12 protein-coding genes and 1 tRNA gene are annotated in these 15,610 nt (G+C 65.6%); 7 read left to right on the forward strand and 6 right to left on the reverse strand.

Annotated elements, in window-relative coordinates:
• Positions 1 to 3: 3 nt before the first annotated feature.
• Positions 4 to 822 carry a DUF3445 domain-containing protein gene (locus tag M2333_RS07380; RefSeq protein ID WP_264611327.1) on the reverse strand — a complete coding sequence of 273 codons (819 nt, stop codon included), beginning with the start codon at positions 820 to 822 and terminating at the stop codon, positions 4 to 6.
• A gap of 31 nt (positions 823 to 853) precedes the next feature.
• Complete coding sequence (locus M2333_RS07385) at positions 854 to 2,128, reverse strand: O-acetylhomoserine aminocarboxypropyltransferase (protein ID WP_264611328.1); 1,275 nt, start codon at positions 2,126 to 2,128, stop codon at positions 854 to 856.
• Between the two features lie 186 nt (positions 2,129 to 2,314).
• Between M2333_RS07385 and M2333_RS07390 the strand changes: the two genes are divergently transcribed.
• The gene (locus tag M2333_RS07390) at positions 2,315 to 2,746 is read left to right on the forward strand and encodes a DOPA 4,5-dioxygenase family protein (RefSeq protein WP_264611329.1); all 432 of its coding nucleotides are present in this window, start codon (positions 2,315 to 2,317) and stop codon (positions 2,744 to 2,746) included.
• 93 nt (positions 2,747 to 2,839) lie between these two features.
• Here the strand turns inward: M2333_RS07390 and M2333_RS07395 are convergent.
• Together M2333_RS07395 and cpdR are read right to left on the reverse strand one after the other, a co-directional pair.
• A tRNA-Val gene (locus M2333_RS07395) sits at positions 2,840 to 2,914 on the reverse strand.
• A 53-nt stretch (positions 2,915 to 2,967) separates the two neighbouring features.
• Entirely contained in the window at positions 2,968 to 3,345 is a 378-nt protein-coding gene (gene cpdR, locus M2333_RS07400) for a cell cycle two-component system response regulator CpdR (RefSeq protein ID WP_181561372.1), read from the reverse strand.
• Between the two features lie 209 nt (positions 3,346 to 3,554).
• Here cpdR and M2333_RS07405 point away from each other — a divergent pair, with 209 nt between their 5' ends.
• Positions 3,555 to 4,388 (forward strand): N-formylglutamate amidohydrolase, encoded by an 834-nt coding sequence (locus M2333_RS07405; RefSeq protein WP_264611330.1) that lies wholly within the window; start codon positions 3,555 to 3,557, stop codon positions 4,386 to 4,388.
• Positions 4,389 to 4,646: 258 nt separating this feature from the next.
• Here the strand turns inward: M2333_RS07405 and M2333_RS07410 are convergent, their stop codons facing one another.
• Together M2333_RS07410 and M2333_RS07415 are read right to left on the reverse strand one after the other, a co-directional pair.
• Complete coding sequence (locus M2333_RS07410; RefSeq protein ID WP_181559273.1) at positions 4,647 to 5,426, reverse strand: SapC family protein; 780 nt, start codon at positions 5,424 to 5,426, stop codon at positions 4,647 to 4,649.
• Between the two features lie 86 nt (positions 5,427 to 5,512).
• Positions 5,513 to 6,952: an FAD-binding oxidoreductase gene (locus tag M2333_RS07415; RefSeq protein ID WP_264611331.1), complete on the reverse strand. Its 1,440-nt coding sequence runs from the start codon at positions 6,950 to 6,952 to the stop codon at positions 5,513 to 5,515.
• A 191-nt stretch (positions 6,953 to 7,143) separates the two neighbouring features.
• On the opposite strand from M2333_RS07415, the gene M2333_RS07420 reads away from it, so the two are divergent.
• From M2333_RS07420 to M2333_RS07440, 5 genes are all read left to right on the forward strand, one after another.
• A complete protein-coding gene (locus M2333_RS07420) occupies positions 7,144 to 7,644 on the forward strand; it encodes a hypothetical protein (RefSeq protein WP_264611332.1) in 501 nt (166 codons plus the stop codon).
• Positions 7,645 to 7,801: 157 nt separating this feature from the next.
• On the forward strand, positions 7,802 to 10,024 hold the full coding sequence (locus M2333_RS07425) for an autotransporter assembly complex protein TamA (protein WP_264611333.1): 2,223 nt from the start codon (positions 7,802 to 7,804) through the stop codon (positions 10,022 to 10,024).
• Complete coding sequence (locus M2333_RS07430; RefSeq protein WP_264611334.1) at positions 10,024 to 14,286, forward strand: translocation/assembly module TamB domain-containing protein; 4,263 nt, start codon at positions 10,024 to 10,026, stop codon at positions 14,284 to 14,286. The genes M2333_RS07425 and M2333_RS07430 overlap by 1 nt, the downstream gene beginning before the upstream one ends.
• The gene (locus tag M2333_RS07435) at positions 14,286 to 14,516 is read left to right on the forward strand and encodes a hypothetical protein (RefSeq protein ID WP_264611335.1); all 231 of its coding nucleotides are present in this window, start codon (positions 14,286 to 14,288) and stop codon (positions 14,514 to 14,516) included. The genes M2333_RS07430 and M2333_RS07435 overlap by 1 nt, the downstream gene beginning before the upstream one ends.
• Positions 14,513 to 15,604 (forward strand): YihY/virulence factor BrkB family protein, encoded by a 1,092-nt coding sequence (locus tag M2333_RS07440; RefSeq protein ID WP_264611336.1) that lies wholly within the window; start codon positions 14,513 to 14,515, stop codon positions 15,602 to 15,604. Before M2333_RS07435 ends, M2333_RS07440 begins: the two co-directional genes overlap by 4 nt.
• Positions 15,605 to 15,610 lie beyond the last annotated feature (6 nt).

Below are 15,610 nucleotides of genomic sequence, written 5' to 3' on the forward strand. Positions count from 1 at the left end.
GCCTCAGGCCGAGGCGATTGAAAAGCTACTCTTGCCATTGGCGGCATCCGCATAGCGCCTGAGCGCATCCGCATAACGCCCAACCAGCCGCCGCGCCTGTTCATCGGCCGGCATCGCAGCAAGCGCCGCGCTCAGGCGTGCGGCACATTCCACCGGCAGATCGCACAGCCGCTGGCGGGCGATGCCGATGGTGAAGAGGATGGCGCCGCTTTCCGGCAGGCGCCGGAGCGTTTGCCGTTCGCAGCGAACGATCAGCGTCTGCCCGGCATTGTCCGGCGTGACATGCGCAAAAGCGGCGACCTCATCGACGGTCGGGAGATAGCGCCAGTCCATCGACGGCACGATGAACCAGTTGGCCCGCGCGAAAATCGGGCCGGCTTTCAAGCTTGCCATGAAGTGATCGACACCTGCCGCCAATTGCTCGGCATAGCCCTGGATGGGCGCATGAATGTGCGTCATCGGTCGGCCGATCTTGTCCGCAAGGCGCCAGTCGGTCGGGAAACCCACCGCAGCAGCAGTAAGCCGCCACGGGTCACCCCGCTCCGTCTGCTGCATGATGCACAGATCTTCCCAGCAGCCGCGCGCGATATCGCCCAGCTCTCCTGAAATGCCGATCATCGCGCCGACCTCGCGGACGGCGCCCTCGGCACCGGGCAGCAGCTGAACCGCCTCCGGGTGCGCGTCGAATACCGCCGAGCGGGCGGCGCGGTCGAAGGCCGGCCAGAGCCAGTCCTCCTCCGGCACGCGGCGCAGGCCCATGGTCATCGCACGGCCCATTCGCGCTGCGCCCAGCAGATCGGGCACGGAGAAGCCGAGCGTCATGCCGCCCCGCCTCCGTGCCCGGCTGCCATCCTCAGAGCGCGTCCAGCGCCTGCGCCATGTCGGCGATAATGTCGTCGATATGCTCGATGCCAACCGACACGCGCACCACGTCCGGCCCGGCGCCAGCTGCGACCAGTTCCGCCTCTGACAGCTGGCTGTGGGTGGTCGAAGCAGGGTGGATGATCAGCGAACGGGTATCGCCGATGTTGGCCAGGTGGCTGAACAGCTTGACGCCGGAGACGAGCTTGATGCCAGCCTCGCGCCCACCCTTCACGCCGAAGGTGAACACGGCGCCGCCCTTGCCGCCCAGATAACGCTGCGCGAGCGCATGATAGGGATCGTCCGGCAGACCGGCATAGCGCACCCACTCGACCTTGGGATGCTTCTGGAGCCACTGCGCCAGCGCCAGCGCGTTATCGCAATGCCGCTCCATGCGCAGCGACAGGGTTTCCATGCCAGTGAGCGCGAGGAAGGCATTCATCGGCGCCAGCGCCGGCCCCAGATCGCGCAGGCCCAGCACCCGGCAGGCGATGATGAAGGCAATCGGTCCCACCGCGTCGCTCAGCACCGCGCCGTGATAGGAGTCGTTGGGCTGGGTCAGGGCCGGGAACTTGCCGGACTTCACCCAATCGAACCTGCCGGCGTCCACGATCACGCCGCCGATGGAATTGCCATGGCCGTTGAGGAACTTGGTGACCGAATGCACCACGATGTCCGCGCCATGCTCGATCGGGCGGCACAGCACCGGCGTGGCCAGCGTGTTGTCCACGATCAGCGGAATCCCGGCATCATGCGCGATCTTCGCGATCGCCTCGATATCCTGCACCACGCCGCCGGGATTGGCGAGGCTCTCGATGAACACGGCGCGCGTCCGGTCCGTAATCGCCGCGGCGATATTGGCCGGATCGTCCGCATCCACGAAGGTCGAGCCCCAGCTCATCTTCTTGAAGCTGTGACCGATCTGGTTGAGCGAGCCGCCATAGAGTTTCTTGGCCGCGACGATGTGATCGCCGGCTTCCAGCAACGTGTGGAACGCCAGGAACTGCGCGGCATGACCCGAGGCCACGGCCAGCGCGGCAGCACCGCCCTCAAGCGCCGCAATCTTGCCTTCCAGCACGCCATTGGTGGGGTTCATGATTCGCGTGTAGATGTTGCCGAACTCCTGCAGCGCGAAGAGGCGCGCGGCGTGATCGGCATCATCGAACACATAGGATGCCGTTTGATAGATCGGCGTGATCCGCGCCTTGGTCGTCGGGTCGGGCTCGGTTCCGGCATGGACAGCGAGGGTATCGATCTTCTGGCTCACGGGATTGCTCTCCTTTGTATTGCGCGAAGCGTGACCGACAGCGGCACGGACCGCCATACAGAAGGCTCCTTAGCGTCTCGCCAACGCAAAGCCTACCGCCAGCGCGTGCCTGCAGACCGATGATCGTCCATCTGCTTGCGGAGATGGCTCCCGATCGCCAACTAGGCACCACAGACAGGACACGCCATGCACATCCAGGATCCCACGCCCCGCCCCCGCCAGATCGCCGAGATCGGCAGCTATCATGCGCATATTTATTATGATGCCGCGACGCGCCCGGTGGCGGAGCGCCTGCGCGCGGGCTTGTCCGATCGATTTTCCGTTCGGCTGGGGCGCTGGCACGATCGGCTTGTCGGGCCGCACACGCAATCCATGTTCCAGATCGCCTTCGCTTGCAGCCTGTTCGACACGCTGGTGCCGTGGCTGATGCTCAACCATGGCGGACTGAGCATTCTCATCCACCCCAATACGCTGAACCAGCGGCGCGATCATCTTGAGGACGCGCTGTGGATCGGCACCCCGCAGGCGATCCTGGGCCACCGTCTGCCGACCGAGGGCGCAGAGCCCAATGATGTGGGTGAGATCAATTCCGCGCCCGTCGCCGGAGTCACCATCTAGCGAGGCAGTATCCCTTCGCTGCAGCACAGGTCGGAGCCATGCGACAGACATAGAAAAACCCCGCCAAGTCGTTGAACCTGGCGGGGTTTTCCATGGTGGGCGTGGCAAGGATTGAACTTGCGACCCCTGCGATGTCAACACAGTGCTCTACCACTGAGCTACACGCCCACTTGAGAGGAGAGGCCCTTACGCAACGCGCGAGGGCGGCGCAAGCGCAAATATCAGAGAAGGTTCTCTGCGCTGGTCCGATTGAACATGCGATCAACCTCCATCACCAGATCGCGCAAGTGAAACGGCTTGGAGAGAACCTTGGCTTCCGGCGCGACGCGCCCGGCGCGCAGGGTCACCGCCGCAAAGCCGGTGATGAACATCACCCGCGTGTGCGGCGAGACGGACGCGACATGCTGGGCCAGCTCAATGCCGTCCATTTCCGGCATCACGATGTCGGTCAGCAGCAGATCGAAATGCTCGGCCTCGATGATCGGCACCGCCGCCGTGCCCCGGTCCACCGCCACGACCTCATAGCCGGAACGTTCGAGCGCACGGACGAGATACTGCCGCATCGAGTCATCGTCTTCCGCCAACAAAATGCGAAACATGCGCGTGCCGAAGCCTCCGGGATACTCGTCGATCACACCGCCATAAAGCCTGATAGGCCTTGGCGTCACCCCTTGCTTTATGCGAAAAGCGATTAAGAATTTCCATCAGTTGCGGCCAATTGCGGAAAATTTCGCAGCCGCAAGCGCCCTGTGGAGGACCATTGCGACCCAAGCCTGCCCGGAGTCATGACGCGTTTCATCACTACGGCGTGGCCGGTGATTGTGGTCCTCTGGTGTTCGCCGTCCCTCATGCCGGGCGCGATTACTCCCCCGCCCTGCTCGCTCGAGCCCGGGTTTCGCAAAAGGCCTTGCAGGGGCTTGAGGACCGCTATGCCGATCTGCTGGTGGAAAGGCTCATCGAGCAAGGCCACCATGTGCTGATCGCGCGCCAGCCCCGCGCCCTGATCGATCTCAATCGCGACGAACGGGAAGTCGATCTGCGTGGCATCCAGGGGGCGCCCTGGAGCTTTCGTGGCCAGAGCAGCGCAAAATTGCGCGGTGGCCTGGGCCTGATCCCTGAACGGCTGGCGACGACGGGCGGTCTCTGGCGCGATCCTCTGCCCTATACCGCCCTGTGCCAGCATATCGAGCAGGTCCACCGCCCCTATCACGCCGCGCTGGGGTCCGCTCTTGAAGTGACACGCCGGCGCTATGGCATCGCGCTGCTGCTCGACATTCATTCCATGCCACCGCTCAAGGCCACCACAGCCGACATACCGACTCCGCGCGTGGTGATCGGCGACCGATTCGGGCGGAGCGCAACGGATCGGCTGACCGACCTGTGTGCAGACGTCATCCGCCGGCACCGGCTGCCGGTGGCGATCAACGCGCCCTACGCGGGTAACCATATTCTTGAGCGACATGGCCGGCCCGAGCGGGACGTTCACGCCATTCAGATCGAATTCGATCGGTCGCTCTATCTGGATGCGACAATGGCCGAACCCGGCCTTGGCCTTGCGGATGTGCAGGGCCTGCTGGTGACACTGGCCGAGCACCTCTCGCGCGAGCTGATTGACTTTGCCCGGCCGCTGGCGGCCGAATAGCGCAACCCGAGCCATCTTCGTTTAACCATAAAAAACCACCCCGTGCGATGCACAGGGTGGCCCAGGTTCAGGGAGGAGACGTCCCGAAAGGGCGGGACGCCCACGCAACGGCTCGAAAGGGGGAACAAGCCATTACGTATTTTGAAGTTAAGGCACGGCCCGAGCCTTTTCAAGCCCGGGCCGCAAGAGGTAGATGATTTTTTCAACTTATCGCCTCGCCCCGCCGAAAAAATCGAGCGGCTGAGCGAGGGGCGCGATTTAGCTGATCTGGTAAGCCGGCACCGGGCCGAGGCCGAGGGCGCGCTGAGCGAAGAACAGCTCGCGCATGCCCTGCAGCGAGAACAGATGCGCATGAATGAGCGGAAGCGCACCGCTCTGGTTGAACTTGCGCAGCTGATCGCCACGCAGCTCGCGCAGCTTTTCCTCGTTGACCATCTGGAAGCCGCGATAAACGAAGGGCTGCTCCTGATCGGGAATCTGGATGCTCAGCTCGCCGTCCATCAGAAGCTCCTGCTCCTGCAGTTCCTTGACGAACTGGCCGGTGCGCATCGCCGCTTCCTCAAACTGCTGGCAGAAGGCGAGCAATTCCTTGGTCAGTTCGCTGGCCTCGCCATTTTCGATGAGCGGACGACCGTCCTCATACTCACCAACGATTTCGCTGGTCGGGTCGAAGCACAGCGACAGCTCGTCGGAATCCGGACGCAGGCGCACCAGCATCCAGGGGTAGCGACGGATATAGGCCGGAACATAGCCGTCCTCGCGGCGCAGCTTGCCCTCGCTATCGACCAGCGTGTTGACGCCCTCGTTGAGGCCCATCAGCGCCAGCGGCACGGGATTGGGGCCGCTGGAGAAGACGATCGGCAGGAAACGCTGGGCCTGCGCGAACTCGTCGAGCGTCAGCGGGACGGCGTGGACGCCCACGATATGCGGCGCGGTGTCATAGTTGCGCAGCGTGTACTTGCCGTGCTGCTCCACATTGAGCGGCACCAGATCGTTGTAAAGCAGAGGCAAATTCTGGGCTTGTGGCGCGCTGGCCATGACATCGGTCTCCTGAAACGGACATGGATCAGCCCGTTCCCGATGGGCCGGCTGAATGACGCCCGGCCATAAAGGGCCGCTCGGGCCTAGGCAAGGGGCACAAGCTTGCCGGGATTGAATAGGCCCTGTGGATCGAATGCCCGCTTGATGGCCCGCACCGCATTCAGCTGGGCGGGCGGCGTAAGACGCGCAAACTCCGCGATCTTCATCTGGCCGATCCCATGCTCGGCCGAGATCGATCCGTGCATCGCCACGACGATGTCGTTGACGAAGCGCGTCGCCTCTTCCCCGTGCGTGCCGAGCCAATCCGCCCCCTGCCCCGGGCCAGTGCCGGCCGGCGCGCGGACATGGAAGTGCACATTGCCATCGCCAAGGTGCCCGAAGGACGAAGCCGTCGCCCCCGGGAACCGCGCCTCGCACGCCGCTGCCGCCTCGATCATGAAGCGGGGCATGTCCGCAATCGGCACGCTCACATCGAACTGCAGCGCGGGGCCTTGCGCCCGCTCCGCCTCCGATCCGCTTTCACGCAGCTTCCAGAATGCCTCAGCCTGCGCCTCGCTGGCGGCGATGGCCGCGTCGACGACCAGACCTTGTTCGAAGGCCTCGGCCAGAGCGGCCTCCAGCCGGGCAGCCGCGCTCTCTTGCTCGTCGGCCGCGTCCAGATCCACCTCGATCAGCGCATTCCACGGCGTCCTGGTCTCGATCGGCGCGCGGGTATCGGGGATCACATCGAGCACATGGCCGAGCGTATCGCGCGCCATGACCTCGAATCCCTCGACGACGGACCCCAGACGCCGCTCGAGAAATCGCAGCAGCGCCAGCGCCTGCACGGGGTCTTCCACACCAGCCCAGGCCACGGCCCGATCGGCAATCGCCGGCACCAGACGAAGGCTCGCGGCGGTCACGATCCCCAGCGTTCCTTCCGCCCCGATCAGCAGCTGCTTGAGATCGTAACCCCGATTGTCCTTCTTGAGCGCGGCAATCCCATCGTGGATCGAGCCATCCGGCAGCACCGCCTCGATGCCCTCCACCAGCGCGCGCATGGTCCCGTGCCGCAGCACCTGCGTCCCGCCGGCATTGGTGGAGACGAGCCCGCCGACCGTTGCCGATCCCTTGGCCCCCAGGCTCAGCGGAAACCGCCGACCGACCGCCGCTGCCGCCTCATGCAGCGTCGAGAGAATGACGCCCGCTTCGCACACGGCGAGATTGGCGACAGGATCGATCGCGCGAATCCGGTTCATCGCGCGGAGCGAGAGGATGAGGGCGCTGCCATCGGCCGGGGGCGTCGCGCCGCCGACCATGGAGGTATTCCCGCCCTGCGGCACCAAAGCGACGCCATGATCATGGGCGCAGCGGACCATCGCGGCCACCTCCTGCGTGGAGCGCGGCGTCAAAATGGCGGCCGCATCGCCATGATATTTGCCGCGCCAGTCGCCCAGCCAGGGCGCGATGAGATCGCGATCCTCTATCAGGCCACGGGGGCCGGCAATCGCACGAAAGGCGTCCAGAACTGTCTCGGAGATCATGCCCGCCTATATGCCCTCTGCGCCGGCGCATGGCCACCATCCGCGCGCAAAAATGCTTGCGAAGCGCGCGCCTTCGTTGTTGATCATACAATTAATCGGCTGTTCAAGCGGTAAGGGTTAGGGCATTTTCCTCCCCTGGGGTCAGTTCATTGCCAGCATCGTCGCGAACCATTTTGCTGCCGCTCCTGCTTTTGGGCGCATCGCAGGCCGTAGAGGCCGAGCAGCGCGTGGCGGGCCCGGAGTTGAGCCGCATGGTGCGCATGGAGCAGGTCCAGCTCGCCCAGCTTTCCATCGAGCAGCGAGTGATCATCCGTATCCCGACCATGCCGGCGCAACCCCGGACAGCCGCACCGGCGCCGCCGGTCATCCAGTGGAAGGAAGGCCGCGGCCCGCGTTGCCTGCCGCTCAACCTGATCCGCGCGGCGGTGGTGACGCATGCCGATGGCGTGACGATGGTGGTGAGCAACACCGAGCGCTACCGCGCCCATCTGGGGCGGGCCTGCCGGGCGGCGGACTTCTATTCCGGCTTCTACATCTCGCCCGACAAGGATGGGGTGCTGTGCGCCGGACGGGACATGCTGCATGCTCGCAATGGCTCCGCCTGCGAGATCGAGCGCTTCTCGCGCCTCACGCCCCAGGTTGTGCACGCCGAGCCTGACGACGAGCCAAGGCGCGCGCGGTCTGACCGATAACTGCCGATAAGCGGGCAGAATTTCGCTTCCCGCGTTCGAGGCCAGAAACCATATCGCCGCCGCAGCATTATCATGACGGGGAGCCTCAAGGCTCGCGGACGTCGCGTCAATCGCGACAGGGGAGCCGTTGTTGCGACTAAGATTACCGAAGGCAGGCTTGAAGCCAAGCACGCAGAACTTTGGAAAAGCCTGGCGTGGAAGCTTGCTGGCGAGTGCCGGGATGCTGTGCCTGCTCGCCCATCCCGCACAGGCCCAGACCCCAGCGACCGAGCAGACGCAGCCGATGCGGAGTTCAGACGGGGCTCCTGTTGAGCCGGTCATTTCAGACGAAGAGTTCGACGCCAGCATTCCGCCGATCGATGAAAGCGCGCCCCTTGGCAGCATCCAGGCATGGGAAGCCGAGGCAGACCGGCGCGCGGCCAGCACCGGCCGAGATGCCAGCGTGAGCGCCGAGCCGACCCCCACCGAACAATCGACGGCGGATGAGGGCCTGCCTGCTCCGCCGGAACTGGATGAAGAGCTCGACCGGCCTCTCACCCCGCTCAACGCCTTCGATGTCGAAACCTTCGACGAGAGCCAGTATACCGAGGCTGACGAGGGCCCCGCCCCTTCGCTGCGCTACAGCTACAAGATCGAGGGTCTCTCCGCGCTGGACGGTGCCGGCCCGGTGCTGCCCGTCGATGGCGGGGACATTGTCAGCCAGTTCAAGTCGCTCTCCGCGCTCGAGGATGGCGATGGCAAGGCCGACAATGGCGCCATGATCAATGCCCGGCTGGAGGAAGACCAGAAATTGCTGGTCGATATCCTCTCCTCGCAGGGCTTTTTCGATGCCACGGTGCGGGGTTCGCTGGAGCTTCCCGAGCAGGACAGCAAGGGGCCGATTACGGTCATCTTGCAGGCCACGCCCGGACCGCGCTATCATCTCGGCGAGATCCGTTTCGATGCGCCGCCGGTACAGCCCGAGGATCTCATTACCCGCGCCTTCCGGCCCCGCAGCGGCGACCCCATCGTGGCCGAACGGATATTGGGTGCAGAGGCCAATATCGCGGTTACCCTGCCGGAGAACGGCTATCCGTTCGTGACTGTCGGCCAGCGCGATATCGTGCTCGATCCGGAGACGGAGGCCGGCGACTACACGCTGCCGATCACCCCCGGCCCCCGCAGCAGCTTCGGCGACATCGTGGTCGAGGGCGAGAAGCCGGTGTTCGAGCCGGACCATATCCAGAAGATCGCCCGCTTCCGCAAAGGGGAGCTGTATGACAGCCGCAAGATCGATGATCTGCGTCAGGCGCTGATCGCCACCGGGCTGCTCTCCGTAGGATCGGTCACGCCCCGCCCGAGCGGCGAGCCCGCGGGCGACGGCACGGACTATGCGACCCTCGTCGTCAATCAGGAGGCCGGCCCCGCCCGCACCCTCGCCGCCCAAGCCGGATATGGCACGGGCCAGGGCGTCAAGGTCGAGGGGAGCTGGACGCACCGGAACATGTTCCCACCCGAGGGCGCGCTCATTGTTCAGGGCACGGCCGGCACATTGGAGCAAGGCCTCGGCGTCTCCTTCCGTCGCTCGAATGCCGGCAAGCGGGACCGCAGCGTGGAACTGGGCATCGATGCGCGCCACAGCAATTTCGACGCGTTCGAGGCGTTCACGGGCCGTCTTTATGGCCGCATCGCCTACGAAAGCACGCCCATCTGGCAGAAGCGGCTGACCTACAATTTCGGCTTCGAGCTGCTCGGCTCGAACGAGCAGGATTATAATTTCGACGCCGGTGAGCTGCGCCGGCGGACCTATTATGTCGCGGCGCTGCCCGGTCAGGTGACGTTCGACACATCCAACTCCCTGCTCGACCCGACCCGTGGCTTCCGGATCTCCGCCTGGCTCTCGCCGGAGGCATCGCTCGGGAGCGGCGCGCAGACCTACGCCCGCGCCCTGCTGGAAGGCACGGGCTACTATCCCATCTCGGACGGCTTCGTGCTGGCCGGCCGCGCGCGCGTCGGCATGATTGGCGGCGCGGCGCGCGAGCAGATCGCACCCTCGCGGCGCTTCTACGGCGGTGGCGGCGGATCGGTGCGCGGCTTTGGCTATCAGGAACTCGGCCCCAAGGATCCCGATGCCCGCCCCATCGGCGGCCGCAGCCTCGTCGAGGCCGCGGCGGAAGTGCGCTATCGCTTCGGCGATTATGGCATCGTCGGCTTCATCGATGGCGGGCAGGTCTATACCAGCCAGGTGCCACGCTTTGACGATTGGCGCTTCGGCGTCGGCATAGGCGGGCGCTTCTACACCAATTTCGGCCCGATGCGGCTCGATGTCGCCACACCGATCAACCGCCAGCCGGGAGAATCCCGTATCTCCGTCTACGTCTCCATCGGGCAGGCTTTCTGATGGCTGATCCGACCCCGCCCCCCGCGCCGATCGCCCCGGATATGCCGGAAGAGACGACTGCCGAAACCGTGATCGTCCGCCGCCGGAATTGGCCGCGCCGCGTGCTGATCGGCATCGGCGCGCTGCTCGCCTTGCTGCTGGCCGTCATCATTGGCGGCTATGCCTGGCTGAACAGTGACAGTGGGCGGGGGTTCGTCACCCGGCAGATCACCGGGCTCAAATTCGAGAACGGCATGTCGATCGGCATTGGGCGGATCGATGGCTCGATCTTCGGCGCCATGCGTCTGCGCAACGTAGAGGTGCGGGATACAAAGGGCGTATTCCTGAGCGCGCCGCTCATCGAGATGGACTGGCGGCCGCTCGCCTATGCGCGCAGCCATGTCGACATCCGCTCCCTGTTGATCCCCGCCGCCCGGCTGCATCGCTCGCCGGAATTCAAGCCGACGCCATCCAGCGATGGGCCGCTGCTGCCCGATCTCGACATTGACGTGAACCGGCTCGACATTGGCCGCCTGCAGATCGACACCCCGGTGACCGGCCGCAAGCACCTGCTCGGCCTCGCCGGTACCGTCCACATTGCGGACCGCCGCGCGCGGATCAAGGCGGACGGGCGCGCCATTGTGGCGCCGGGCGTTGCGGGTGGTGACAGGCTGGCGCTGATGCTCGACGCGGTACCGGAATCCAACCGCCTGGCGGTCGATCTGCGCGTGACCGCCCCGGCGCAGGGCTTGCTGGCGAGCTACACCGGCATCGCCGAGCCGACAGCCATCGCGCTGGCGGGCAAGGGTGACTGGCAGAGCTGGAGTGGCAAGCTGACGGGCCGCATGGGCAGCGAAAGCCTTGCCAATGTCGCGATCACGGGCCGCGACGGCACCTTCACGGTGCGTGGCCCCTTGCGGCCCGGCCTTTTCCTCACCGGCCCGGCTCGCGCCATGCTCGAGCCGGTGACGCAAATCGACATGACCGCTGCCCTCGCAGACCGCCGCGCCCGGATTCGTGGCGGCCTGGCCAGCGACAACTTCACCTTCGGCGCCCAGGGCCTCATCGATCTGGGTGCCAGCCGCATGGAGAATCTCGATCTCGCCTTCCGGCTCACCAAGCCCAGCGTAATCGCCGAAAACCTGCGCGGCGCGGACATCGCGATGAACGCCACGCTCAACGGCGCCTTCGTCGCGCCGACGATCCGCTATGGCGTGAATGCCCGCCAGATCGGCTTTGGCGCCACACTGATCGAGGGTCTCGCCGTCTCGGGGAGCGCCGCGCTGGATAAGGACCGCTGGATGATCCCCGTCGAGGGACGCGCCCGGCGGATCAGCGGCGTCAATGCCAGCATCGAGCCACTGCTCACCAATGTCAGCCTGGACGGCGACCTGGCTTATGCCAATGGCCGCATCCTCTCGGACAATATGCGGCTGCGGTCCGACCGGATCGACGCCACCGCCGTGATCGTGGCCGACCTCAACACCGCGCTCTACACGGGCGCCCTGAATGGCCGGGTGAATGGCTATCAGGTCGAGAGCGTGGGCATCTTCAACCTCCAAACCGACATGGACCTCAAAACCGGCCAGAACGGTTCTTTCCGCCTCGGCGGCCGCGTCACCGCGCGCTCGACACGCCTGCTGAACGACGGGCTGCAAAGCTTCCTCGGCGGCAATGCATTGATCGTCGCGGATGTCGGCTATGACAGCAATGGCGTGGCCAGCGTCGAGCGGCTGAACGTCTCGGCGCCACAATTCCGCATGACCGGCGCGCGCGGTCGCTACGGCGCTGATGGCAGCGTGCGCTTCTCCGGGCGCGGAAGCTCGGATCAATATGGCCCGCTGGGCGTCGAGGTCACAGGCACGGTCAATCGGCCGCTGGTCCGGCTGGCAGCCGAGCGGCCGGGCCTTGGCATTGGCCTGGCCAATCTGACGGCGACCGTGCGGGGCGACAACGGCACCTATCTGGTGCAGGGCGAAGGCGCCTCCGACTACGGACCGCTGGACCTCAATCTGGCTGTAATGACTGCGCGCGGGCCTTTGACCGTTGACGTGCGCCAAGGCACGAGCTTCGGCGGCGTCGGCCTCTCCGGGCGCGTCTCGCAAAGCCGCGCCGGTCCGTTCGAGGGCACATTGCTGGCCGATGGGTCCGGCATCAACGGGCGGGTTGCACTCTCCGCGCAGGGTGCCGTCCAGCGCGCGCTGGTGGATGCCAACGCGCGCAATGCCAGCCTGCCCGGCAAGGCCGGCCTCACTGTGGAGCAGGCGCTCATCAAGGCGGACATTCTGTTGACCGAGCAGCCGCAGGTCGTTGCCGATGCGCAGCTTGCCGGCACGCGGATGGGCGATCTCACCATCGCGGTCGCGCGCGGCACGCTGAACTATCGCGACGGCGGCGGTCAGGCGAAGCTGCTGGTCGAGGGCCGCACGCGCTATCCATTCCGCCTGGCCGCCAACGCCCGCATGGCGCGGGACCTGTGGCAGCTCGCGCTGGACGGTCGCTTCAACGGCGTCGACTTCAAGACAAGCTCACCGATGCGCATCGTGCCCTCGAACGGACGCTATACGCTCGCCCCGACGCGGCTCACGGTCGGCGGAGGCACCTTGCACCTCGCCGGCCATTATGGCGACGGCATGGCCGTGCAGGCGCGGATGCAGGATCTCAACCTCGCCATCGCCAACCCCTTCATGCCCGGCCTTGGCCTCGGCGGAAAGGCCACCGGCAGCCTCGATTTCACCCAGGCCAGCGAGACGGCCTTCCCCGCCGCCGACGCCCGCCTGACGATCGACGATTTCACCCGCACCAGCCTCGCGGCCGTCTCCGAACCGGTCGATATCCAGTTCGCCGGCCGGCTGATCCCGCAAGGTGGCGAGGCGAATGCGCTCATCCGCCGGCGCGGTGCGGCGATCGGCCGGATGAAGGTCAGCCTCCAGCCGCTCGGGCCGGGCGCCGGTAGCTGGTCGACCCGCCTGCTCGCCGCGCCTCTGTCCGGCGGCTTGCGCTACAACGGCCCGGCCGACGTGCTCTTCTCGCTAGCCGCGCTGCCGGACCAGAGTCTCAAGGGGCCAGTCGGGGTCGCCGCCGATTTCAGCGGACGGGTCCGGTCGCCGCAACTCACGGGGGTCGTGCGTGCGAGCAACCTCACCTATGAGAATACCAGCTACGGCACCCGCCTCACCAACATGGCCGTGCGCGGGCGCTTCACCAACGACCGGCTGGAGGTCGAGAGCCTCACCGCCAATGCGGGCAATGGCACGGTCAGCGCCAGCGGATCGGTCTCGCTCAACTCCGATCAGGGCTTCCCGATCCAGCTCGGCATCGACATGAACAATGCGCAGCTGGCGCGTAGCGATGGCCTGCAGGCGCGGGCGACCGGCCAAATCCAGGTGGTCAACGGCCCCAACCAGCCACCGACGATCACGGGGCGCCTCACCCTGCCCGAGACGCGCTATCGCATCGTCTTCCAGGGCAGCGCGGAAGTCCCGACGCTGACCGGCGTGCGGCGCAAGCCGACGCTCAAGCGCGAGCGCATCTCCGGCGCGCCCGAGCCGATGAAGACCATACCTTCTGACTGGCGGCTGGACCTGCGCGTGCAGGCGGATAACCAGATCTATGTGAGCGGCATGGGCCTCGAGTCCGAATGGGCGGCGGATTTGCGCGTCGCCGGCACCAGCGCAGCGCCGCAGATCACCGGCGGCGTCAACCTCGTGCGCGGCACGCTGGGCTTTGCCGGGCGCTCCTTCGAGCTTCAGCAAGGCCGGATCACCTTCAGCGGACCGGAGATGACCAACCCGCAGTTGCGCATCGTCGCGAGCGGCGAGGTCGAGGACGTGACGATCACCATCACGATCACCGGCAATGCTCAGGACCCGCAGATCGCGTTCACCTCCACGCCCAGCCTGCCGCAGGACGAGCTGATGGCGCGCATCCTGTTCGGCAATTCGGTGGGCGAGCTGAGCGCCATCCAGGCCGTGCAGCTGGCCGCTTCGCTCAACTCGCTGCGCGGCGGCTCGGGCGGCCTCAATCCGCTCGGCGTGCTGCAATCGGCCGGCGGCATTGACCGGCTGCGTCTGCTCGGGGCCGACGAGGAAACCGGCCGCGGCACGTCGCTCGCCGTGGGTCAGTATATCAGCAATGATGTCTATGTGGAGATCATCACCGATGCGCGCGGCCATACCGCCACGCAGCTGGAAATCAGCCTCTCGAAAGCGCTCTCAGTGTTGAGTTCGGTCAGCAACTTCGGCGGGTCCGGCGTGAACCTGCGCTACCGGAAGGATTATTGATGCGCGCGGTGACGATTTTGTCGATGCTGGCAGCGCTCGGGCTGGCGGGGTGCAGCACGGAGCCGAGCTTCGATGAGCGCTATGCTGCTGAATCCAACCGGATCGAAGGCATGGCCGCCAATATGCAGGCGCAGCTCGATGAGCAGCTCAATGCCTCTGCCGCGGCCGGCCGCCTCGCCCTCCCCATCGATGAAAATGATGTGGCCGACAACGCCACCGCCCAACCATGACCAGCCAAACCGACACCGACCAAGACAAGGAGGACCGCCCGATCTCTGCCCAGGAACTCGAAGTGCTTACCGAAGAAATCCCCGGCGCGAAGGGCGATTCGCCGCTCTCTCTGCCGCCCAAAGCGTGGTGGGCGATTCTCAAGCGCATCTACGTGATGATCGGCTTCCATAATCTCAGCCTGCTCGCTGCCGGGGTCGCTTTCTTCTCCTTCCTTGCTTTCGTGCCACTGATCGCCTCGATCGTTCTGCTGTATGGCCTCATCGGCGATCCGCAGATCGTTGCCAGCAACGTGAACCTGCTGCGCGGCTTCGTGCCGCCGGAGGTGCTCACCATCCTGGAAGAGCAGCTTCTCGCCATTGTGACGACCAGCAAGGCGGCGCAGGGCTTCGGTCTGGTGCTGGCCCTCGCCTTTTCGATCTATGGCGCCATGCGCTCGGCGACGGCGATGATCGCAGCCCTCAACATCATCTATGAAGAGCATGAGACGCGCAATTTCTTCCGCACCACCGGCGTGGCCGCCGGCATCACCGTCGGCATGGTCGCGGTGGGCGTGATCGGCACCTTGGCGATCTCGCTGTTCACTTATGCCGGGCGCGTGCTCTCCGATTACATCGGCAGCGGCTCGGCGTTGATCATCCAGTTGGCGACCTGGATTTTCGCGGGAGTGCTCATCAGCCTCACCTTCGCCGTGTTCTACCGCTATGCGCCGGACCGCAGAGCCGCGAAATGGCGCTGGCTGTCGGTGGGGTCGGTGCTCTCCACCCTGCTTTGGGTAGGAATCACGCTGGGCTTCGGCTTTTACGTCGCCAATCTGACCAATTATAACGCGACCTATGGCTCGCTTGCCGCCGTCGTCATCTTCCTCATGTGGCTGTTCCTCTCGGCTTATGCAGTGTTGATCGGCGCAGAGGTCAACAGCGAGATGGAGCGGCAGACGATGGTCGATTCCACCATCGGGCCGGATCGCCCGATCGGCCATCGCGGCGCGGTGATGGCAGACAATCTGGCGGTGAATGATGCCAGCCGCATATTGCTCGAAAAGAAGCGCCGGCGCGACGCCGATCGGGCCGCCAACAAGGCGCATTGAGCGGGG

This window comes from Sphingobium sp. B11D3B (assembly GCF_025961735.1).
Classification (GTDB): domain Bacteria; phylum Pseudomonadota; class Alphaproteobacteria; order Sphingomonadales; family Sphingomonadaceae; genus Sphingobium.

Excerpts from the sequence above, each read along its gene's own strand:
- M2333_RS07380 (WP_264611327.1), bottom strand. The coding sequence starts at position 822 with ATGACGCTCGGCTTCTCCGTGCCCGATCTGCTGGGCGCAGCGCGAATG.
- M2333_RS07390 (WP_264611329.1), top strand. The coding sequence starts at position 2,315 with ATGCACATCCAGGATCCCACGCCCCGCCCCCGCCAGATCGCCGAGATC.
- cpdR (WP_181561372.1), bottom strand. The coding sequence starts at position 3,345 with ATGTTTCGCATTTTGTTGGCGGAAGACGATGACTCGATGCGGCAGTAT.
- M2333_RS07410 (WP_181559273.1), bottom strand. The coding sequence starts at position 5,426 with ATGGCCAGCGCGCCACAAGCCCAGAATTTGCCTCTGCTTTACAACGAT.
- M2333_RS07415 (WP_264611331.1), bottom strand. The coding sequence starts at position 6,952 with ATGATCTCCGAGACAGTTCTGGACGCCTTTCGTGCGATTGCCGGCCCC.
- M2333_RS07430 (WP_264611334.1), top strand. The coding sequence starts at position 10,024 with ATGGCTGATCCGACCCCGCCCCCCGCGCCGATCGCCCCGGATATGCCG.
- M2333_RS07435 (WP_264611335.1), top strand. The coding sequence starts at position 14,286 with ATGCGCGCGGTGACGATTTTGTCGATGCTGGCAGCGCTCGGGCTGGCG.
- M2333_RS07440 (WP_264611336.1), top strand. The coding sequence starts at position 14,513 with ATGACCAGCCAAACCGACACCGACCAAGACAAGGAGGACCGCCCGATC.